The following is a 21,805-nucleotide window of genomic DNA, read 5'->3' as shown; positions in this document are numbered from 1 at the left end:
TGAGGAAAAATGCAGCTAGGGCGCACCCCAAACGCGATCGAAAAACAGGAGTATTTCAGTATGGGGTAGAGCCAAATTTTTAAGGCTGTACTTAATATTTTTCTTAAGTACCTACCTATGACATTCAAGTAAGTAACAAATGGTTAATTGCCCCTAGATAGAACCCTTCGGGCAGCGCATGTTTGGCATTTATACTGCGTTATTTCCTATTTATGGGGAACAACCACACTACATAGGCTCTGCCTTGCCTGAATATCAAACATACTGCTGCAAAATAAAACACGAAAGGTCAACACGTCCTAATGTTATGGTCATCGCATAGTTTGGTATTTTTGTCTCGCAAAGTACTAAAAACACACCCATTTTAAGCTTTAAAACAAGACATTATAAAATTAACACGCTGTATTACTTTACCTCAGTGTTTGTTGAAAATTCAAATAATCACTTGACTCTGCGACCGCAGGTAGCTTTATTCTCCAATGCTTAGGTTACTTAGCTCAATTTAATTAAAACACTTCTTTAACGAATCTATAGCTTTATATAACTATATAAGGGGATAACTGTTGCTTTAGCATTTATTTTTCGACTTTTTCTTAGCCATACTTATATGACTTTCTTGTTGTAGCAATGTCAAAATCGGTTCATTTATTGCGCTAAAGCAATTAGTAAGTAATTTGATACAATACAAATTATAAGATGGATGCCATTTTATTTTTGTTAGCTAAAACAGCGTTAATGTTAATGGCATTCCAACATGTTTAATTTCGGCTTAAATATAGTTGTTGCTATAAAAAGTACTATTGCGTATGTTAAATAAATGATCTAATTTGTAAAAATTAACACTGGTAATATAACAATCAGTTTATCACTGCTATTCAATTTTTACAGGAGATTTATCTTGCTTGATATCGTCGCACTTTTTATTAAGACTAATCAATATAAAACATTTCATGAAGCATCTGTGAAGTTAAATATTCCTTTACCAACCTTACAAAGAAGAATAAAGAAATTAGAAGAAGATTTATCTTTAGCATTATTTTATCGTGAAAAAGGCTGTTTGCGATTAACAGAACCAGGAAAGAACTTTTATAGTCAATGCCTTATTCATGTTGAAGGTTTACAAAGCATTCTAAGTAACTTTAAAAGTACTAGTGAACATAAAGTAAGTACAATAAAGCTTGTAGCGCCACAAAATTTTATAAAAAGTGTGTATTTTTCAGGTGTGATAAATCAATTCATTGCATTATATCCAAATATTAAAATTCATATGATGCTATCTGACGAACGTTTGGACTTAAAAAAAACTGAATTTGACCTCGCAATCAGAATAGGACACTTAGAAAGTTCGCAAAATATAGGTAAAGTAATCAATCAAATGAGTTTTGTTTTAGCCTGCTCTGCAAGTTTAATCGAAAATTATGGCGGCCCTACTAACCTAAACGATTTAGCTAAATTACCCCACATATCCTGCTCACCTTTCGAAAACTGGTCTTTTAGATCGAATAATAACGAAAAGATTATTTTTAAACCTCAACCCAACTTTATCTCTAACGACATAGAAATGTGTGCCTTAGCAGCTATTGAAGGAAGAGGTGTTTATTATGGCCCTAAATATTGTTTGTTACCTCATATTAAAGACAGTAGCTTAGTTGAGGTATTAGCACACTTAAAGCCAATAAAACGCGATATTAACTTAATTTGGCCTGATAAATTAATCCCAAAAAGCACACGTTATTTAATTGATTTCTTAGAGCACTCACTGAACGGATTAAAGATATAACACTATTATTTTTTGTTATTTGAACGCTAAAAAATTAATTTATGGCTGCTAAAGCAACTAATATTTTTGAAAAATCAACTTTCATTTATGCCCCTATTAATAAGTTTGTAGATATTTAAAATCAAAATTGGTCCAACGCTATATACGTTTAAATTAATAAATGGACCTAGACTATATCTAACTTTTAAAGGACATAACTATATGAAAAAAACATTACCACTCTTACTATTTGGGTTAAGCAGTGCTGCAAGTGCCAACACCACAGTAATTTACCCAGACCAACTAGAATATGAAAATTTAGGGATGGGTGTTTGCTCCACAAACAATCGCTTAATAACTCACTCTGAAGCACAGATTTACAGAAGCGACATTGTTAATAAAATGGGCAAATGGCAAATAACAGGATTGGCTGATGGTTGGGTAATTATGGGCTCTGGATATGCAGGGGAGATAAAACGAGGTTCTGCCTCTAATTCGTGGTGTTACCCTAAAAATCCAGTCAATGAAATTCCATCACTAAGCGCCCTTAAAATTGCACCTGGTAGCCAAAGCCAAATAGAATGGGATTTAGTTAACCAAAAAGAATCGTTTATTAAACCTCTTTCATACCTTGCACATTATATGGGCTTTGCATGGGTAGGCGGTAATCGATCTAATTACGTTGGTGAAGATATGGAGGTAACTAAATCAGGTTCAGGCTGGACAATTCAAGGTTACAACGGCGGGAGTTGTTCTGGATATCGGTGCGGCGAAAAAACGGCAATCACTGTATCTAACTTCGAATATGTCATGGATACCGAATCATATAGAATAACTGGCGACATTGTATCGGCTGATAAAGAGCTTGTTAAAACGCTCACAGTACCTGCTATTAACGACACCTCCGTAGATCAAATGTCAGTAGTTACCATAGAATATGATGCATCAACTAATTGGTCAAAAACAAATGACTATAGTATTTCTGAATCGGTTACCTTAGCAAACACATGGAAGTCTCCTTCTGTTACAGGAGGTTCAGACACCTCGCTTTCGGTCACTATTTCTGCAGGTCAAGCATGGGGAACAAGTAATGGCGGCTCAGAAAGCCAGCGTGTTGCTGTTCAAGCTAGAACAAATATTCCTGCCAATACTAGCGTAAACGCTAAAGTTGATTTATTTAAATCCTCGATATCTTACCCTTATGAGTTTGATGCTGATATTACCTACAACGTATCAATAAATGGCTTTATGCGCTGGGGCGGCAATGCTTTGTTAAGTCACCCTGAAAACAGACCGACCGAAAATGCAAATTTTGTTATTGGCCGCTGGGCTGGACAAGAAAAAAGCATCCCTTACCAATGGGAGCATAGATACATACCAGGTGAAAATAAAAAATGGGATTGGCCATGGATGATAGAACAAACCAGCTTATCAACAATGCAATATCATTTAAGTCATATTTTGAGGCCTAAAAAAACCACGTTAACGGGTCACTTTTATGCACAAAGCCAATTTGCTGGTAATGTATATTTTGGCGATGAAACTCCGCTGCCAAGTAACCTACGCGTTAAGCCCAGTACTTCTCATGTAGATTACTCCAGTGCTGACAAGCTCAAACAAGAACTAGAAGACGCTGGTTTTAAAAATGTCGTTGTTAACATTGAAATGATTGATTTATAAATAAACTAAAATGCTGGGCTCTTAGTAAAGTAAGATCCCAGCTATGTATTACTTAATTCAAAAAGTAAACCAAGCCCTAAGCACTGAGCATTTAAGTGATAGTAAGAGGTTAATACCTAGTCAAACCAGGCATTTTTTTGCTCTCGTCATGAAAAGTGAATCACCATAAAATCATACAATAACAGTGGGTTGGGTTTACAAAAACATTTATTATTGTCTTATTATTTTTAGCGACTAAAAATAATTCCCCCTCTTTAAACCTTTTTAGTCGCTCTATGCGACTAAACTTAAAACAGCAAAAAAATGAAAGGGAATAATAATGATTAACGCATTCACACGAGTGACTCTGATTGGCGCTGCACTGCTATCAGCTCAAGCTTTGGCTTGGAATAACGAGATGACGCTACAAGACACAAAAAAGCTTACCCTTGATGCTCAATCACTATCAGCATTAAATGTTGAAGCCGGTTCGGGTTTTTTACATATCGTAGGCAGTAATACCGACACTGTGACGGTAAAGGCTGAAATTTATCAATATGAAGCGCATGACAACTACTGCCTTACTTTAGATAATAGTGGCAACACAGCAAAATTAACTGCGAATAATTGTGATAACCACAGTGAAGATCATACGCGCATAGATCTAACGGTGTCGCTACCAGCAACATTCTTACTTGATATTACCGATGGATCAGGCGAGATCTCGATTGAAAATGCAGCTGCTACTAGCATTCATGATGGTTCTGGCGCAATTATAATCAATAATATTTCGGGTCAATTAACCATTGAAGATGGCTCAGGCGCAATCACTGCGAGCAATATTACTGACAGTGTAAACATCCATGACGGCTCTGGCAGTATTGAACTGGCAAACACTCAAGGTGATGTAATCATTCATGATGGGTCGGGTAATATCGATGTGCAAAACATTGTCGGCAAAGTAACAGTAACCGATGGATCTGGTGGTATTTATGTTAACAAAGCAGGCGATTTTACTTTACTTGCTGATGGTTCAGGTAGCGTTACAATAAAAAATGTGCCTATTCAAAATCTATAAGTGGCTGCGTTTGCTTAAAGAAATACTTAGTTTTGGGGCAAAAAAATTTAAAAAATTGCGCTAAAACGTTTGATATAAGTCATGCAATAATTTTATTTTCACGTCTTTAATGGCATTTTTTCAAGCCCTTAGGTATCCTTTAAGCAACTACGAAGGATTAGCTATCATAAAAGGATAGTCCACTATGAAAAAGTATTTATCGGTATTATTAACAGGCCTTATTTTATCGGGTTGTAGCAGCTTAACAACAGAGCAAAAAGCAAGTATTGATAACCTCACGCCTTGTGAAAAAATCAATGGTTTATTAGCCGCCTACGACTCACGTTTTGAAGTGTTAAAGCGCACCCGCGTGAATACAAAGTACGCAGAAACTTGGACAGCTAAATACAATCTCGTTGGTGAAGCATGCCAAATCAGTGCTTTGGATGCCGATACAGTGACTTATCGTTGCCAAGATAATTACCAAGAACAAACGCAAGCGGTGGCCATTCATCAAAAGGCTGTTGATTTCACCCGAGCTTGTTTAGCGCAAAATAACTGGCACGAACAACAAAAAGAATCTGCTGATTCATTACGCACTACCTTTGTACTTGATGAAAAAAACCCAGCTATTTCAATTCATACCGGAAAAACATTATCTCGCTCGACGCCTTGGTCTACCTCATTTGAAGTAGGTAAATCGGTAGCAAATAAATAGCATTAAAACCATAAAACAGGTCAGCAAATGTTGGCCTGCTTGGCTAAGGATTTATGAATTCAACACCCCAAAAAAGTTCATCGCTATTAAAAACCGACTGCATTGGGAAATGCCACCGCCTCAAAGGCTATTGCAGCGGCTGCGGCCGAACTAGCGACGAAATATTTGATTGGATCATTTTATCAGACCAAGAGAAACAAGTTATTTTAGATACTCCTAGAGAGGATGCTAATACCCCATAGCTTATTAAGGTGCATTGCGTTGCGACGGGTCGCGTTTAAAGTCTTTAATTAATTGCTTAGGGTCAACCTGCTCGCGTTGCTTACTTGCTGCCTCAGCCCACCACAGTAACTGATTAAACGACCGCGAAAAATATTCGCGCCATGATGCTTGCTCTGCCTCATTGTTTGTTTCACCACTTTCAATAAATACATCCTGTGCTTTTGGCACATGGATCATAGCCGACACCGGCAAACACCCAAGTTCACTTAAAAAACTGCGCATCCCAACAGCGGCACGAACGCCACCCCACTGCCCCGCAGAATACGTAACAATAACGCTGGGTTTGTAAGCAAATAAAGAGCTACCAAAATGGTTTAATAGATTAGCCAATGCTGGACTCATTGAATGATTGTACTCAGGGCTGACCATAATAAAACCATCACAGGCTTTAATTTTTTCCGCTAGGTCATCGAGTTTTTTAGGCACCTCGGCTTGTGAATAAGCAAAGTGCGGTTTGAATATAGGGTCCAGCTCATAGTCTAGCGGATCTATCAGTTCAATATCGTGATCATTGTACTGCTCAAGCAAACAGCGTTGGCATGCCTTGGCAACTCTTTCACCGAGACGTGCCGGCTTAGGTGGCGAACTTTTTCGAACTGAACCTAAAAAAATTAATAGTTTCATGTACTGGCACTCCATTTTATTTAAATCAATATACGAATATAAACGTAAATTTGTGCGGTAGGTTATAAATAAAACCTACCTTACAAGCAAAACATAAAATGCATGTTTAAACATTAATGTGGATCACGCTTTACCCCTGTAGCTAACATTACTAAGCTTTATCGAGCGCTTGGCTTACATCAGCAATGATATCGTCGATGTTTTCAATACCCACTGATAAACGAATTAAATCGCGGCTAACCCCTGCGTTCGCCAATTCTTCATCATTTAATTGTCGATGCGTGGTTGATGCTGGGTGGCAAGCCAATGACTTTGCATCACCGATATTTACTAAACGTAAAATCATATTCAGCGCATCAATAAAGCGAGTGCCAGCTTCAAGACCACCCGCTATCCCAAAGCTTAAAATACCAGACGCTTTGCCACTAGTGGTTGTTTTACTCATTGCGTTATAGGGACTTGACGCTAACCCCGCGTAATTAACCCAAAGCACCTTAGGGTGATTATCTAGGTATTCAGCAAGCTGTTGCGCGTTTTCACAGTGGCGCTGCATTCTTAGCCCTAAAGTTTCAAGACCAATTAAAATGTCAGAGGCGTTTTTAGGCGCAAGTGCCGCACCGGTATTTCTAAGTGGAACAACGCGGCAGCGACCAATAAACGCCGCTTCAGCAAAAGCATCGGTATAAACCACATTATGATACGACGGATCAGGCTCATTCATCATCGCAAAACGAGTGGCATTGGCTTTCCAGTCAAACTTACCCGAATCAACAATCATGCCGCCTATAGCAGTACCATGACCGTTAATATATTTAGTAAGCGAATGCACCACAATATCGGCACCCAACTCAAATGGCCGGCATAAATAGGGCGTTGCCACTGTGTTATCTACAATCAGCGGCACGCCTTTGCTATGGGCTATTTTAGCTAATCGAGCGATATCAACAATATTCCCTGCAGGGTTACCAATCGACTCACAAAAAACCGCGCGGGTATTCTCATCAATCGCGTTTTCAAAACCGGCAAAGTCATCCGCTTTAATCATCCGCGCTTCAATACCTTGGCGAGGTAGACTATGGGCAAATAAGTTATAAGTACCACCATACACTTGGCTGGTACTGACAATATTAGTGCCCACTTCACACAAACATTGAATTGCGTAAGTGATGGCCGCCATACCAGAGGCCACAGCAAGCGCACCAATGCCCCCTTCCATGGCCGCAATACGCTGTTCAAGCACCGCATTGGTCGGATTCATAATGCGGGTATAAATATTCCCAGGTACTTTTAAATCGAATAAATCAGCACCATGTTGAGTACTATCAAACGTATACGATGAGGTATTATAAATCGGCACCGCCGCCGATTTAGTTGTAGGTTCAGATTCATAACCGTGATGCAGCGCTAAAGACTCAAGTTTCATAATTATTTCCTTCAATAGGGTTACCCTTAAGCTAGCATTTATCGCTCACAAAGTGCACATGAAATATATTAAAGGATGTTGAAGTAATTAGATTTAAGTTAAATTCTGCTAAGAGCGAATTATGTTAGTTCGTTCCATCTTAAACGAACACCTGTTTTTCTTAAGAAAGTGGACATAGCTGTTTATTATGGTTTAGTCTGCTAAGGCTGTGAAGCGTGCGTAGACTGATTGAACGTATCTTAACTCCAGAGCGTCCTCTGGACTCATTAACTATAAAAAATAAAAAGAACAATAATCTGTTGTATTTTTCACTTATCATTACAGCCAACTATAATTATCTTCTCGTAGTTTGTAGCTATTTGAAAAAATATTGATTCTCGTCAAACGGTACTATAAGGAAATAGCCACTCAATACTCTCTATTTAAAACTTCTGTTTTTACAAAAAATGGACTATAGCTATTGTTATATATAGGAAAAGAAAAAACACAATTAACAGTGAGTTCTTATGAGTAATCCCACAAACGATCTCGAAGCGGAGATTGACCAGCTTAAAGTTCAGCTTGCAAACGCTAGAGCTGAAAATATAAAGTATAAGAAGTTGTTTGAAGTATCTGGGGACGCACTATCAATAATCGACCTGAAATCTGGTAAATTCACAGAATGTAACCAAGCTGCAATCAATATGCACGGCGTGGAAAGTAAAGACAACTTTATTAATTTAAAGCCTTCTGATATCTCACCTGAGTATCAACCATGTGGCAGACGTTCAGAGGAAATAGCCGCAGAACACATTGAAAATACTCTGACTAAAGGGCCACAGCTGTTTCAGTGGGTTCACTCTCGATTAGACGGCTCATCTTTTCCATGCCTTGTATCTCTGACTGTATTAAATGTGGATGGTGATGCTTTTATTTTAGCCATAGGTAGAGACATTAGTGAATTAGTTGAGACGCAAAACAAATTGCATAGTGCTTCAACAGACATAGAACGAATTAGCTACGCTTTCAATGAGGAAAAAGAAAAATTTGAACAGTTTTTTAGCTTAGCGCCGGTAGGCATTGCAATTAATAGGTTAGATAATGGTTTATTTGAGTATGTTAACAAGGAACTGAGTCGTTTTAGTGGTTATGACAAAGACGAACTAAATCAAATGGACTATTGGAAGTTGACACCAAAAAAGTACGAAGAACAAGAAAAAGAACAACTAAAATCCCTCTCAGAAACAGGCCGTTACGGACCTTACTATAAAGAATATATTCATAAAAAGGGTTATGAATACCCCGTACAATTGTCGGGCGTTATAATTAAGAGTGCAAATGGCGATGAGCTGATTTGCTCTGTCATCCAAGATACTTCCCATCAGAAACAGATAGAAACCGAATTACAAATAGCAAAAAACCAAGCTGAAACCAGTTCTCTGAGAATGAAATTGGCAAATGACTCAGCTCAAATTGGTGTGTGGGAGTGGGATGTCATTTCGGGAGAATTAATCTGGGATGAATGGATGTACAAGCTGTATGGCATTACAGAGAATTGTTTTTCTGGTGCTTATGAAGCTTGGACTCATAGTCTTCACCCTGATGATATGGAAGAGTCTAACAAACAATTAGAGGATGCCGTATCAGGTTTAGGTGCTTTTAATCCAGAGTTTAGAGTAGTACATCCAAACGGGCAGGTAAGAACAATCAAAGCTAGCGCAGAAGTTATTAGAGATAATGATGGCAACGCTCTAAAAGTCATCGGTGTAAATTACGACATTACAGATAAAATAAATGCGATAAATGAGCTAGAAGTAGCTAAGCAAAAAGCTGAGCAGGCAACCCAAACGAAAAGTGAATTTTTGTCAAATATGAGCCATGAGATACGTACGCCCATGAATGCAATTTTAGGCGGACTGCAGATGGTCAATACTGAGTATCTCGATGCCAAGTCCAAAGTAATGCTTAAAAATGCAGTATCGTCTTCTAAATCGCTGTTAACCATTATCAACGATATTTTGGATTACTCAAAGATAGAGAGCAATAAACTAAGCCTAGAGCAAGAGCCTTTCTCGATTAGCGATATAATTAAATCTGTGAAATTTGAAGTGGACAGCATAGTCAGTAATAAGGGTATTAAACTTGTCAGTAATATTGATGAAAATTTTAATGATCACTGGTTAGGAGACATTGTCCGTGTTAAGCAAATATTACTCAATCTTGTGTCGAATGCTGTTAAGTTTACTGAAAAGGGTAGCGTAAACATTCACTTGAGCGAAACTCTTTACCAAGAAAAGCAGGCTATTAGTCTTGAAGTGGCTGATACAGGAGTTGGAATGAGTGAGGAAGCTCAAGCTCGTATATTTGATCGTTTTTCACAGGCAGACAACTCAACAACACGTAAATTTGGTGGAACTGGGCTGGGTATGTCGATTACCCTCAGTCTTATTCTTATGATGAGAGGCACTATCGATGTAAAAAGCAATGTGGGTAGAGGCACCACTATAAGAGTCATATTACCATTAACTATAACCAATAAGAGTGTCAGCTCTTTCGTACAAAAATCTATGACTCCGCCGCCGTTGAGGGGAAAGAAAATACTAATTGCTGAGGATAACGAAATCAATCAAATTGTCATTCAGTCAATGCTCGAAGGCACTAATGCATCATTAACTATTGTAGATAACGGTAAACAGGCAGTAGAAGCAGCTAAAGAAAAGGACTTTGATTTGATACTTATGGATATACAAATGCCTGAAATGGATGGTGTTGAAGCAATGAAAAATATCATTAATTTCAATAAGCATATACCGATAATTGCACTAACCGCAAATGTAATGATTGATGACGTTGCTGATTATTTAAGCCAAGGATTTGATGCACATATAGCAAAACCAATTGATATTGCTACCCTATACGGTGTTCTGAGCTCATTTATAAAGTAAGTACTTGCTTTGTTTGTGCTTTATTGCCAGTTCGGCTTCGGCAAATCAACTTCCGCTCATAGCAAAAAGTAGACATAAGTCATTACAAATTATACTTATTAAAAAAGGCGCTTACCGTTATGGTAAGCGCCCTACTATTTTACTCATTACTTATTTTACGATTTTCATTTCGTCTAATAGGTTTTGTGCGTTATCTACTTTATCCATCACCCACAGCATGTAACGTGAATCAACATGGATTGAGCGATTAAGTGCTGGATTATAATCCCAATCGCCGATAATACTTTCGTACACGCCGTCAAATAATAAGCCTACCAGTTCGGCTTTGCCGTTTAGCGTAGGTGAACCTGAATTACCACCGGTAGTATCAACATTTGATAAAAAGTTAACCGGTACGGTATTCATGCCACCGGTGTAGTCACCAAATATTTTAGTCTTGATTTGCTGTTGCAGTTTTTCAGGCGCGTTAAATGGATCAACATTGGTGTTTTTTGCTAGTAGCCCTTCAAGTGTTGTAAACGGTGTTGCGAGCAAACCGTCTTGCGGTGAATAGCCTCCAACAGTGCCATACGTTACACGTAATGTGCTATTCGCATCTGCATACACAGGTTTATTTTGTGCTTCATTAAACGCTATGATGGCACTCATTAGCTGTGGACGCGCCGCTTGTAGTTTACCTGCAAGTGCTTTGTCTTTGTCTTCTTCAGCTTTCATTACGGCAAAGATAGCCTTCGCATATTGAATGAATGGGTCTTGGTTTTGTTCAAGCTCAGCAAATGATTGCTGAGATAATGCAATGCGCACCTCTTCATCATTAAGTGTTGAATTAGCATACATTTTCGATAGCAATGCACTGTGTTTAGCTGCATCAAAGCCGTTTTCTAGTTTAAAGGCTTTATCAACTTCTGCAAAATGCTCTTGTTTTGGCAAGGCAGCGTACAGCTCTAAAAAGTGCAGTAAAATTGCTTTATCAACGTTTGCATCAAAACGGCGACTCATGCGCTTTAAACCGGCTTCAAGTCTTGGTAAATCGCGTTCTTGATAGCCAGATTCACGTTCGTTATCAGGTTTTTGTTGCTCATACGCTAAGCGATATAAGCTACGTGCGGTACTGATCATTTGTGAGCGGTGTACATAGCCAAGCATACGATCACGCTCATTGTGCTGTTGCGATTGAGCTACTAACGCCGACAGTTCATTTAACACTTTACCGTATTGTTTTTTACGCTTACGGTCGCTGTTTATCCACGCGGTGAGATCTTGTTCAAATTGCTTTTTACGCTCATACATCGTGCCTTTATTAAAGCTTTCGATCATTGAACCGTAGTTTTTAATATAGTTGTTGTAGCCCGCTATAGTACTTTCGTAGGCGATGCGGGCTTTGCTGCCATCTTCTGAGTTTTCTTCAATCAAAGCGACATATTTTGAATTATGCTCGCGTGATTTTGGATAGCTGGTATTAAATACATAATCAACTTCAGCAGCAATGCGGTAACGGTTAGTGCGCCCAGGATAGCCTGCTACCATAACAAAGTCGCCATCTTGGACGCCTTTAGCACTGACACTTAGATATGAATCAGGCACATAAGGTACATTGTCTTCGCTAAATTCAGCCGGTTTGCCGTCTTTACCTACATATGCTCGATAAAATGAAAAGTCGCCGGTATGGCGCGGCCACATCCAGTTATCGATATCGCCACCGTACTTACCTACGCCCATGGCAGGCGCGTATGCTAAGCGTACATCTTTAATTTCTAGTGATTTGATTAAGTAAAACTCTAGACCACCGTGGAATGAATACACATTACAGCGATAATTATCGTCAGCTTCACATGCTGACACTAACGCTTTTTCGTTTTTCTCTAGCGCGTCGTAGCGCGCTTTTGCGCTGAGTTTTTCAGTGCCTTTTATTACTTTTTTAGTCACGTCGGTAACTGTTTCAGTTACATACACTCTAGAGCCGGGTGCCGCTGGTAAGTCTTCAGCCGGTGTTGTTGCTAAAAAACCGTTTTCTAAAATATTGTTCTCTGGTGTTGAGTTGTACTGCACTGAGCCATAAGCACAGTGATGATTGGTAACCACCAGCCCTTTTGGCGATACAAATGACGCGGTACAGCCACCAAGGCTTATCACAGCATTCATTGGGAACTCGGTTAATTTAGAAATCGATTTTGCGTCAATTTCTAGTCCTTTGGCTTTTAGAATTGATTCTAGATCAGGAAGTTGGTGTGGTTGCCACATGCCTTCATCAGCAAATGTTGTGCCCGATACTGCAATAGCAAGTGATGCTATGAGTGGTTTTAAACGCATTTTTTTATCCTTTTTATTGTTTCTATAACAGGTTACGCGTGCAGCCTTAGCAAGGTCAATATTTCTGCGACAAAATAGCTGCACTATTGTGTAACAAAATACTGAAAACAAATACTTCTTCGAGCTCTATTGGCAATAAAAACAACACAACAATGCAATCATTTGGTCATTTTCAATAGCTAGGATTTAAATATTATTAATAATGCACGGCCTAATTATGACTGCTATTTTTTTGATCAACCTCGCTCGTTCAACGGAGCGATTAGCAAACAGCCAGCGACAATTAGCTGCACATGGGCTAAGTTTTGAGCGTATAGATGCAATTGATGGCGCCATGCTTTCACAAGCGCAAAAAGAAATTAATTACAGTCCTAGCCTCAACAAACAAAAATACCATTACCCGCTCAGTGCTGGGCAGATTGGCTGTTACTTGAGCCATCGCAAAGCATGGCAAACCATTGTCGATAGAAAACTTGATTACGCAATTGTGCTCGAAGATGACTTTATCTTAGATACGAGTATTAATAGTGCAATTAAAAATATTGAACAATTACCGCTCACTTGGCAACTGATAAAACTCTCAGCTTATCAAAACCGTACTCGCAAAATCGCGTATCAGATACCGTTGCAGTTTGAGCAAAAATTAGTGATCCATAAAAAGCTGATGACAGGATGTTGTGCTTCTGCAATCAGTTATCAAGGTGCGAAACAATTATTAGCAGCTACTAAGACATTTGCCCGCCCTGTTGATTGTGACCTACAACATATATGGGAAACTCAAGTAACAGGCTATTCATTACTGCCGTATCCAGTCTCTCAAGATTGTGAGCAAGTAAGTGATATAAAGTCGCGTAGCAATGCCAGCGTAAAAAAATCATTTTTAGCCCGTAAAGGTCAGCAACTCAGTAGCGCGGTAAATAATCACTTTGCAACGGCGGCATTTATCAAAAAGACTAAGCGTGCTTTACCCGATGATCCTAAGTACAAAAAAGGAGCCGCAGCTCCTTTTTACTCATAACCTAGAATCATTAAATAGTATTTATTTTTTAGCGAGGTTTGGGTGCTCTACACCCATCCATGCTTTAAATAATGCCATTTGCTGTGCAGTTGCCTGTTTGTCAGCAACCAGCTTTTTATCTTTATCAAAGCTTTGTGCTAGCGTTATCGTGGTGCTTTGCAGTGCATCACGGCGGATAAAATCAATGGTTACTTTATCCCCGGCTTTAAATGTTTCTAAGCTTGATTTTAAATCTTTACCAACATGCTTTTTGTTAATTGCCACAATTTTGTCATCGCTGGTCAAACCCGCTTGCCATGCAGCGCCATCGCGACGCACATGAGTTAAAGTTAATAACTCACCAGTATTTTTTGCCATCGCATCAACACTGGCAACGGCTTTTGCATCTTTTGGACGCTCTAACATTAAGCCTACTTTTTTAAACAGTGCGTCAAAATCAATATCTGCTGGTGCATCAACATTATTTGCCCACCACTGGCTGTAATCGCGGCCCGTTAAATGTTTTAAAATAGTTTTCACGTCAGTTGCAGTAAAGCCATGCGGCATTTTATATTGATTGTAAAGTGCACGATGAACATCACGGTAGCTTTGCTTACCTTGGCTGTTCTCAAGTAAATCAATATCAAGGGCCATCGAAATCAATGAGCCTTCGGAGTAAATATTAGTACTGTAGTTACGTGCATGGTCACCACCTTGATTTATCCATTTATCAAAACTGGTTTCGCTGGCACTTTGTACTTCGCGCCCTGGCGATAATAAATGACGGTTGACGGTTTTCGTTAACACGTTTAAAAATTCATCAGTCGTGGCAATCCCTGACCGCACCATTAAATGATCTTCAAAATAACTGGTTGAGCCTTCAGCTATCCATAATAGTTTATCGTAATTAATATGCGTGTAATCGTAAGGAACTAAACCTTCAGGTCTATATGCTTTTACATTCCAAGTATGGATAAATTCATGTGCCGCGGTGCTAATAAAAGCCAGGTAATCCTCACGTGAACCAAAACGATCTCGCGGACGTTGGATAATCGTTGAGTTTAAATGCTCGGTGGCGCCACCTGCTCCTGAGGTTGCATGTATCATAAATACATAACGTTGATACGGGTAAGCATCCCAAATAATATTACCAGTAGCGACTAATTTTTTCAGATCGATAAGCATTTGCTCAACATCATAGTTGCCCTCTCCCCAAATCACTAATTCATAATCGCGGCCATCAACTGCAAAGGTGTGGTGTTGATTAATACCCGTTTCGATCGGCGAATCAACTAATACATCGTAATCTGCGGCTTTAAAACTATGCTTTGAGCCCGCACTATCCATACCTGATATTGAGCGCCATGCTTTCGGCACATCTAGCTTGACCGTTACTGGCTCTTGGCGAAATGATTCACTAAACATAAAAAAGCCTGATGCATCTATAAATGCGTGACTATCATCGATATGACGTGCGCGTTTACCTAACTCATTGGCATACACTTGATAATCAATTTTAACTTCCGTTGGTTTATCTAAATGTACTCGCCATGTACTAGCATCAATTTTTTCCCATCTTAATGCTTTGCCATTCTCACCTGTTGCTTCGAAAAAACGCACACCGTTTGCAAGGTTCAAAATTTCGTAACGGCCTGTTCGCCAAGCTGGCAACTTTACATCTAAATGTGCTTGTGCCGTTTGTGGGAATTCTACGCTAACGTTGCCTAAATGATGTTCAGGTTGAGTAACAGCGAGCGAATAATTAACATCGGCCCATGCCGAGTGAGATAATGCGGCTAATACCGATAATGCTAAAAACTTTTTCATTGCGGCTCTTAATTCATATATCAACTAATTTTATTGTGCCTGAGCGTAACAATGATGATAGAGAATGTGAATTAAAAGCGATAAATACACGTGCAGATAGGTTCAATGAATAAAAATCATCAACAAATGCTAAGTTTTTGACTTACTGACTACATTTGTGCGATTTTTGTTGTAAACTTACAGCAATGAAAGATTTAATCAATGGCGGTAACTATTAGTGTCACAACAGCTCGAAGTTTTAAACAAAAAACTTAAACAAGCCATTGATACTCGCATGGTCGTTGAACATGCACGTAAGCATCAGGTAGACACATTGACACACTTTGCAGCTAAGTTATCGTTAAGCTGTAAAGGGATGGATATTGAACTTGATAATCGCTTAGCTAAGTTTCGTAGTGCACTGGCTAAAGGGGTGGATTTTGAGTTATTCGCGCCACTCATAGACGAGATTCTCACACTACTAAAAAACCAAGAAGCACAACAGGCTACACATCAGCGTGAACTTCATAACAGTGTGCTCGATGCTGGCAAGTTACTACAAAAAACCAAAGGGTTACCGGATGATGCACGCCGAACGTTGCGTCATTTACTAGACCATGAACTGAATAATGTGCAATCGACACGGGATTTTATTCCGCTACTTAATCGTTTAGTGACTATTTATCATCAAGCATTACAAGTAAAACTAACTGTTGCAGATGGTCAACAAAGTGCTGTACAACCCAGTTTAGCAAAAGAGTTATTAAATTTAGCTAATGATCTAGTGTTTGAAGATGAATCCGCAGATCAAGTAAAAACTATCAAAAATAATATCTCTGAAACAGATTCAGTTGATGATTTATTGACCTCAGCAATAGATATTATTCGCATCATTGCCAGTAATATCAGTAAAGAGCGACAATCAGCACAAAGTTTTTTAGTGTCATTGAACCAAACGCTCGAAGAATTACATCACTCGATTGTCTCTACAAGTAAACATTCAGAAGCAATGGGAGCTGAATTTACAGCATTAAATAAGCGCATTGAAGGTAAAATTAATAATCTGACGGCACAAACCCAAAATGCCACTTCAATCTCATCATTAAAAGCCTTAGTTGATAACGAATTAAAATCGTTAAGCGAAGACTTAATTGAAAAAGAGCGCCTTGAACAGCAAGACCGTGAAATGCTATTAAGCAGTTTCCAAGAAATAAATCAACGTATTGGCAGCCTCGAAACAAAATTATCTAAATACAAAAAACGCCTGCATGAGCAACGTTTTAAAAGTTTGCTTGATGGACTTACAAAACTGCCAAATCGAGCTGCATTTGACGAACGTTTTCATCACGAGTTTCATTTGTTTGCAGTACAAGAATCAGATGTCACCTTAGTGGTGATTGATGTTGATCACTTTAAGTCTATCAACGACAAATACGGTCACAGCGCTGGAGATAAAACGTTACAAGTGATTGCTAAAGCATTGCAAATGTCAATCCGAAAATCTGATTTCATTGCTCGCTACGGCGGTGAAGAATTCGTTTTATTAATGCCAGGTATGCCCTTAGAGCATGCTAAAAGACCCCTTGAAAAACTAAGAAGAGCGGTGAAAGGAATTCCGTTCAAGTTCAGAGATAAACAAGTAGAGATAACGGTTTCTATCGGTGCCACTCAGTTTAAAAAAGGTGATACCCCATTGGGCGCTTTTGACCGCGCCGATGATGCCCTCTACAAAGCAAAAAATACCGGTCGTGATCGCTTGTGTATCAATGAATAACTACGACCGACCCAGTGCTTTTTATAGCAAGGAGAACGCCTATGTTAATACAGTTAAACCCGACAGGTGTGTTAGATTTACTGTCGCAGCTCGAAGTTGATTTATTAGAACAATCGTCTAACAGTGAACGCTATAAGTTATTTAGAAACTGTGCGCTAGCTGTTCTTAATGTTGGCAGTCATACTGACTCAAGCTCAGAGATTTACAATAAATATCAAGATTTTGATATTCGCTTACTAAGCCGTGAGCGAGGCATAAAAATTGAGCTACTGAACCCTCCGACTACCGCTTTTGTTGATGGTGAAATAATCACCGGAATTCATGAACATATTTTCTCAGTTATACGTGATATTTTATTTATTTGTCAAAAATACGAAAAAGATTTAACCGAACAAAAAGCCATTACACATATGGTTTTTGATATGTTGCGTAATGCCGCAGCGCTTCGCGTAAATAGCGATCCAAGTATGATTGTCTGCTGGGGTGGTCATTCAATTAATGAAAACGAATATAAATACACTAAACAAGTAGGCTACGAGCTTGGTTTACGAGGCTTAAATATTTGTACTGGCTGTGGCCCCGGTGCCATGAAAGGCCCGATGAAAGGCGCAACCATTGGACATGCAAAACAGCGCAACACCAACAACCGTTATTTAGGTTTAACAGAGCCTAGTATTATTGCCGCAGAGCCACCAAATCCGATCGTCAATGAACTAGTTATTTTACCAGACATTGAAAAACGCCTTGAAGCCTTTGTACGCACCGCCCACGCTATAATTATTTTTCCTGGCGGCGCTGGCACTGCCGAAGAGTTATTGTATTTACTTGGCATTTTACTTCACCCTGATAATGCCAAACAGTCGTTACCGGTTATTTTAACTGGGCCGAAAGAAAGTGAAAATTACTTTAGCGAATTATGCCAGTTCATTGAAATGACGTTAGGTAAAGAGGCGCTTGATAAATTTGAAGTTATTATTGATAACCCAGAATTAGTTGGGATCAAACTCAAATCTGCAATGGCAAATGTGCGTGATTACCGCAAGAGTCAGGGCGATGCATATTACTTCAACTGGACGTTAAAAATTGAAAATGAATTTCAGCAACCTTTCGCGCCAACTCATGCCAATATGGCTGGGCTTGATTTACATTTAGACCAAGAAAAGCAATTACTAGCCGCTAATTTACGCCGTGCATTTTCTGGTATTGTTGCTGGTAATGTCAAAGACGAAGGCATTCAAGCCATTAAACAACATGGCCGGTTTATCATCAGCGGTGAGCCGACTTTAATGAACGCCATGGATAAACTGCTGCAAGCATTTGTTGAGCAAGGAAGAATGAAACTCCCAGGCAGTCAATATGTTCCATGTTATGAAGTCAAAGCATAAGGGTTAATGTATTCGTGTCAGGTCAGTTACTTTTAATCGATGCGCTTAATTTAATTAGGCGCATTTATGCAGTTGATAGTAATCAAAATAAAGGCAGTGATGAGCAAATGATAAATACCTGCTGCGCGCGGGTAGCTCACGCTTGTGAAAAACTTATAAAGATCACCCAAGCAACACATGCTATTGCTGTATTTGATGGTGATAAAAGCTGGCGTTATCATTATTACGCTCAATATAAAAGCAGCCGTGCCCCCATGCCTGAAACTCTGAAAAATTCATTAGATAAATTTAAACAGGCAATTGAGCAAACGGGTATTGTGGTGTTTGCCCCAGTAAATGATGAAGCTGATGATATTATCGCCACGTTAGCCCATAAAATGGCGCAAAATCAGTTGTATTGTACAATTGTTTCCACTGATAAAGGGTTTCTACCTAGCTTAAATAATTATATTAATGTGTATGATTATTTTAAAAAAGAATATTTAGATCATCACTCTATCGTACAACGTTTTGGTGTTGAGCAAGCTCGATTAATTGATTTTTGGGCAATGGCTGGTGATAAAACTAATGATATCCCTGGTATTAAGGGAATTGGTACTAAAACAGCACAAGAGATTATTAGTAAGCACGCAGATATAACATTCGCAATAGAGGATGAAACGTTCTCTGCAGCAGTACGTAAAAAGTTAGCAACAGGAATGGCTGACTATATTACCTCGAAACATTTGGTTGGTTTACGTACAGATATTAACTTAGGCTTTAGTTTAAAGCAGTTAAGACTCAATTAATCGCATTCACGTAGCACTGAATTTGAACTATGCGTATACTGAATTTAAGTCTCAGCGTAAGAGTGCACAATGTTTAAGAAGTTTTTTCGCTATCTCATATTAGGTTTAGGTGTATATGCCTTAATCGCTACTTTGGTCATTACTTTTTATAAAGATGATCCGCAAGCGATGATATGGCAGGACCGAGAAGCGTTCAATAAACGTTATATCGCTAAATTAAGTATCGAAACACCGACTAACTTAAACACTGTATTAGAGTATTTAGGCAGTCCAGATCTAACATTCGCTAAACGTGATAACGAAGAGGTATGGCAAATTATTTTTTACCGTACTCAACATATCAAATCAGATGGGATCACGACTATGGATGAGTGTACTGGTTTACTGTTTAAAAATGGCGAATTGATTTTGTGGGGACCAAGTGCATTTGATGCATTTGAGCAACGCGGGTAATTGATTATTTATGGATGAACTCTGCGCACAAGATCTTGCCAGCCTATTTGAAAAGACTGACAAATTATTAAGGTTTTATCATAATAGAAGTCAGTGGCCACAAATTTATCCGCTGTTAACACAACTGGCTGAGCAATATTATAAACTCTATGATTCACATCCAAATGCAATGCAAGCCCAACTTACTCTATATGCAGAAACACAAGGTTATACAACCAACTTAGTAGTCAATCAATGTGTCATTGTCGCCGCATTTTGTCGCAGTTTAAGTTACGACAGTAAAATCAGCCAATTGCTTATTTGTGTGTGTTTAACTAACTATTTATGTGTGCAAACACAAACCAATAAGTTGGCCCTGCGCCAACCTCTTACCCAACAAGAAAAAAAGCAATGGCAGTCGCGTCATCAGCTAGCAGTTAAGTTACTGCAATCAGCTAACATTGCCACTGATCATATTGCGGGTATTTTAGCGCGCTTAAATAAGTATAAGCAGGCCTTGCTAAGCACGCCAAAAATCATGATCTATGATGGACCAACGACGTTAGTTGCGTTAGCAAATATTATTGCGATGAACATTACTTATCGTACCCAAAATGATCATATCGACATCTATAAAGCAGTGGCTGATATTTATATCCGTACTCCCAACCTGTTTGCCCAACAAGCATTAAAAGCATTAATCGGTCATTTTGGCCCTTACCTGCCAGGCTCTTTAGTTAATTATAGCGATCAGCAGCTCACGTATATTGGTAAAAACCACCAGCAACGGGATTTATTAATTGCGTTGCATGAGCAGCAAAAAACCAAATGGTATAGTGTTAAGGCAAAGCTAGAATCGCATTCAAAACAACGCCCAAGTAAAGACAAGCGATTATTGTTTAGCGTATGGTTCAATGAACACATAGCTCCCGCTATTGAAATTGTAAACGTTGAAAAACAACAATTACTAATGTTGATAAGCCAAGTTAAAATACAAAAGGAATACTCATACAGTGCCCTTGCTAAATTACTCAACAATCATCCAGCGACAATAGAGTTACTTCGTGAAGCAGTGAAGCCTTATAATAAAGAGCAGCTAGCAGGCAAAGATTTACGCCATTGTTTATCAATGGTCGGCTTATATAATGCGCCAGCAATCATTCAACGGGTGCTCTTTGAGCAATTAGTAAGCCACCAAGCGCATCCATTAATGCAACATATACAATTACGTTTACAGGCAATAATAAGTTTATTAAACCAACTGGTAAGTCGTGATCAACACAACCAGTTCGAGCACCTAGCTCTGCCTATTTATGGTTACGTTAATTATTTGATTGAATACTGTAGCACCACAATTAGCCGTAAGACAGTGTATGAACACTCACCTAAAAGTGATGTAAGTATGCCCTTTGCGTGGCTATTTGGTGTCACGGTTCATGACAGTGGGCATTTATCGGCTTATTTACTTGAATTGCTTGGTGACAACCCATGGACACAAGCGCTTTTAGATGCTGAGCAGCAAAAAAAACAACACTTATCTGCAGAAGCACAATTATGGGTTGCAATAAAACTCGTCGTTATTAAGGTGTATCAACCCAACGCAATACAAAGTAGTTGGCAAACACACACTTTTGACCAAGTATTAAAACGCTTAGATTGGCAGTCCAGCGAGGATTTTTATGCGCAGCTTCCAAGCCTAGGTTTAAGCAATAGCGTATGAATATTTATTAGACATAGTGACTAATTTAGTGCGTTTTCGTGGGTTTTACTGGCAAAAAGTTGAATAAATTGCTATAAAAGCCGCTTGTATTTTCAAACTCATTCACGTAAATAATCTAACAAGTTATCGCAGTTTAATAATGCGTCA

The 21,805-nt window shown here is 38.8% G+C and carries 16 protein-coding genes; 12 read left to right on the top strand and 4 right to left on the bottom strand.

Translation table 11 applies throughout. The features are described from left to right. Positions 1-898 precede the first annotated feature (898 nt). The 5 genes from H5183_RS10070 (at position 899) to H5183_RS10050 (ending at position 5,435) form a co-directional block, all read left to right on the top strand. Positions 899-1,780, top strand: coding sequence for a LysR family transcriptional regulator (locus H5183_RS10070; RefSeq protein ID WP_182731610.1), 882 nt, complete (start codon positions 899-901; stop codon positions 1,778-1,780). A 201-nt stretch (positions 1,781-1,981) separates the two neighbouring features. After that, the gene (locus H5183_RS10065) at positions 1,982-3,439 is read left to right on the top strand and encodes an aerolysin family beta-barrel pore-forming toxin (RefSeq protein WP_182731609.1); all 1,458 of its coding nucleotides are present in this window, start codon (positions 1,982-1,984) and stop codon (positions 3,437-3,439) included. Positions 3,440-3,758: 319 nt separating this feature from the next. Then, on the top strand, positions 3,759-4,496 hold the full coding sequence (locus tag H5183_RS10060) for a hypothetical protein (protein ID WP_182731608.1): 738 nt from the start codon (positions 3,759-3,761) through the stop codon (positions 4,494-4,496). A gap of 184 nt (positions 4,497-4,680) precedes the next feature. Then, positions 4,681-5,193, top strand: coding sequence for a hypothetical protein (locus H5183_RS10055; protein WP_145235753.1), 513 nt, complete (start codon positions 4,681-4,683; stop codon positions 5,191-5,193). A 53-nt stretch (positions 5,194-5,246) separates the two neighbouring features. Then, positions 5,247-5,435, top strand: a complete 189-nt coding sequence (locus H5183_RS10050) for a DUF1289 domain-containing protein (RefSeq protein WP_182731607.1) — start codon at positions 5,247-5,249, stop codon at positions 5,433-5,435. A 4-nt stretch (positions 5,436-5,439) separates the two neighbouring features. Here H5183_RS10050 and H5183_RS10045 read toward each other — a convergent pair whose 3' ends face one another. Both H5183_RS10045 and H5183_RS10040 read right to left on the bottom strand, forming a co-directional pair. Beyond that, complete coding sequence (locus tag H5183_RS10045; RefSeq protein ID WP_182731606.1) at positions 5,440-6,099, bottom strand: NADPH-dependent FMN reductase; 660 nt, start codon at positions 6,097-6,099, stop codon at positions 5,440-5,442. A gap of 151 nt (positions 6,100-6,250) precedes the next feature. After that, on the bottom strand, positions 6,251-7,522 hold the full coding sequence (locus H5183_RS10040) for an O-acetylhomoserine aminocarboxypropyltransferase/cysteine synthase family protein (protein WP_182731605.1): 1,272 nt from the start codon (positions 7,520-7,522) through the stop codon (positions 6,251-6,253). 506 nt (positions 7,523-8,028) lie between these two features. Here H5183_RS10040 and H5183_RS10035 point away from each other — a divergent pair. Beyond that, positions 8,029-10,446: a PAS domain S-box protein gene (locus H5183_RS10035; RefSeq protein ID WP_182731604.1), complete on the top strand. Its 2,418-nt coding sequence runs from the start codon at positions 8,029-8,031 to the stop codon at positions 10,444-10,446. Positions 10,447-10,596: 150 nt separating this feature from the next. On the opposite strand, the gene H5183_RS10030 is transcribed toward H5183_RS10035, so the two are convergent. Beyond that, on the bottom strand, positions 10,597-12,756 hold the full coding sequence (locus H5183_RS10030; protein ID WP_182731603.1) for a S46 family peptidase: 2,160 nt from the start codon (positions 12,754-12,756) through the stop codon (positions 10,597-10,599). Positions 12,757-12,973: 217 nt separating this feature from the next. Here H5183_RS10030 and H5183_RS10025 point away from each other — a divergent pair, with 217 nt between their 5' ends. After that, complete coding sequence (locus tag H5183_RS10025) at positions 12,974-13,774, top strand: glycosyltransferase family 25 protein (RefSeq protein ID WP_182731602.1); 801 nt, start codon at positions 12,974-12,976, stop codon at positions 13,772-13,774. 21 nt (positions 13,775-13,795) lie between these two features. On the opposite strand, the gene H5183_RS10020 is transcribed toward H5183_RS10025, so the two are convergent. Next, on the bottom strand, positions 13,796-15,580 hold the full coding sequence (locus H5183_RS10020) for a M61 family metallopeptidase (RefSeq protein ID WP_182731601.1): 1,785 nt from the start codon (positions 15,578-15,580) through the stop codon (positions 13,796-13,798). 217 nt (positions 15,581-15,797) lie between these two features. Here H5183_RS10020 and H5183_RS10015 point away from each other — a divergent pair, with 217 nt between their 5' ends. The 5 genes from H5183_RS10015 to H5183_RS09995 all read left to right on the top strand — a co-directional run bounded on the left by H5183_RS10015 (position 15,798) and on the right by H5183_RS09995 (position 21,658). Then, entirely contained in the window at positions 15,798-17,333 is a 1,536-nt protein-coding gene (locus tag H5183_RS10015; protein WP_337119163.1) for a diguanylate cyclase, read from the top strand. Between the two features lie 41 nt (positions 17,334-17,374). Continuing rightward, positions 17,375-18,718, top strand: coding sequence for a nucleotide 5'-monophosphate nucleosidase PpnN (ppnN, locus tag H5183_RS10010; protein WP_182731600.1), 1,344 nt, complete (start codon positions 17,375-17,377; stop codon positions 18,716-18,718). Between the two features lie 14 nt (positions 18,719-18,732). Next, entirely contained in the window at positions 18,733-19,506 is a 774-nt protein-coding gene (xni, locus tag H5183_RS10005) for a flap endonuclease Xni (protein WP_182731599.1), read from the top strand. 69 nt (positions 19,507-19,575) lie between these two features. Next, positions 19,576-19,959: a DUF3192 domain-containing protein gene (locus H5183_RS10000; protein ID WP_145235813.1), complete on the top strand. Its 384-nt coding sequence runs from the start codon at positions 19,576-19,578 to the stop codon at positions 19,957-19,959. Positions 19,960-19,969: 10 nt separating this feature from the next. Then, positions 19,970-21,658, top strand: a complete 1,689-nt coding sequence (locus tag H5183_RS09995) for a hypothetical protein (RefSeq protein ID WP_145235816.1) — start codon at positions 19,970-19,972, stop codon at positions 21,656-21,658. The last annotated feature ends 147 nt before the right edge of the window (positions 21,659-21,805 follow it).

Origin of the sequence: Pseudoalteromonas sp. SR44-8 (assembly GCF_014163635.1) — a bacterium.
Taxonomy (GTDB): domain Bacteria; phylum Pseudomonadota; class Gammaproteobacteria; order Enterobacterales; family Alteromonadaceae; genus Pseudoalteromonas; species Pseudoalteromonas rhizosphaerae.
This window is presented reverse-complemented; position numbering and strand designations above follow the sequence as displayed.

Bases quoted from the DNA above. Each gene is read 5' to 3' on its own strand.
- H5183_RS10065 (WP_182731609.1), top strand. From the start codon at position 1,982: ATGAAAAAAACATTACCACTCTTACTATTTGGGTTAAGCAGTGCTGCA.
- H5183_RS10060 (WP_182731608.1), top strand. From the start codon at position 3,759: ATGATTAACGCATTCACACGAGTGACTCTGATTGGCGCTGCACTGCTA.
- H5183_RS10055 (WP_145235753.1), top strand. From the start codon at position 4,681: ATGAAAAAGTATTTATCGGTATTATTAACAGGCCTTATTTTATCGGGT.
- H5183_RS10050 (WP_182731607.1), top strand. From the start codon at position 5,247: ATGAATTCAACACCCCAAAAAAGTTCATCGCTATTAAAAACCGACTGC.
- H5183_RS10045 (WP_182731606.1), bottom strand. From the start codon at position 6,099: ATGAAACTATTAATTTTTTTAGGTTCAGTTCGAAAAAGTTCGCCACCT.
- H5183_RS10040 (WP_182731605.1), bottom strand. From the start codon at position 7,522: ATGAAACTTGAGTCTTTAGCGCTGCATCACGGTTATGAATCTGAACCT.
- H5183_RS10035 (WP_182731604.1), top strand. From the start codon at position 8,029: ATGAGTAATCCCACAAACGATCTCGAAGCGGAGATTGACCAGCTTAAA.
- H5183_RS10030 (WP_182731603.1), bottom strand. From the start codon at position 12,756: ATGCGTTTAAAACCACTCATAGCATCACTTGCTATTGCAGTATCGGGC.
- H5183_RS10025 (WP_182731602.1), top strand. From the start codon at position 12,974: ATGACTGCTATTTTTTTGATCAACCTCGCTCGTTCAACGGAGCGATTA.
- H5183_RS10020 (WP_182731601.1), bottom strand. From the start codon at position 15,580: ATGAAAAAGTTTTTAGCATTATCGGTATTAGCCGCATTATCTCACTCG.
- ppnN (WP_182731600.1), top strand. From the start codon at position 17,375: ATGTTAATACAGTTAAACCCGACAGGTGTGTTAGATTTACTGTCGCAG.
- H5183_RS10000 (WP_145235813.1), top strand. From the start codon at position 19,576: ATGTTTAAGAAGTTTTTTCGCTATCTCATATTAGGTTTAGGTGTATAT.
- H5183_RS09995 (WP_145235816.1), top strand. From the start codon at position 19,970: ATGGATGAACTCTGCGCACAAGATCTTGCCAGCCTATTTGAAAAGACT.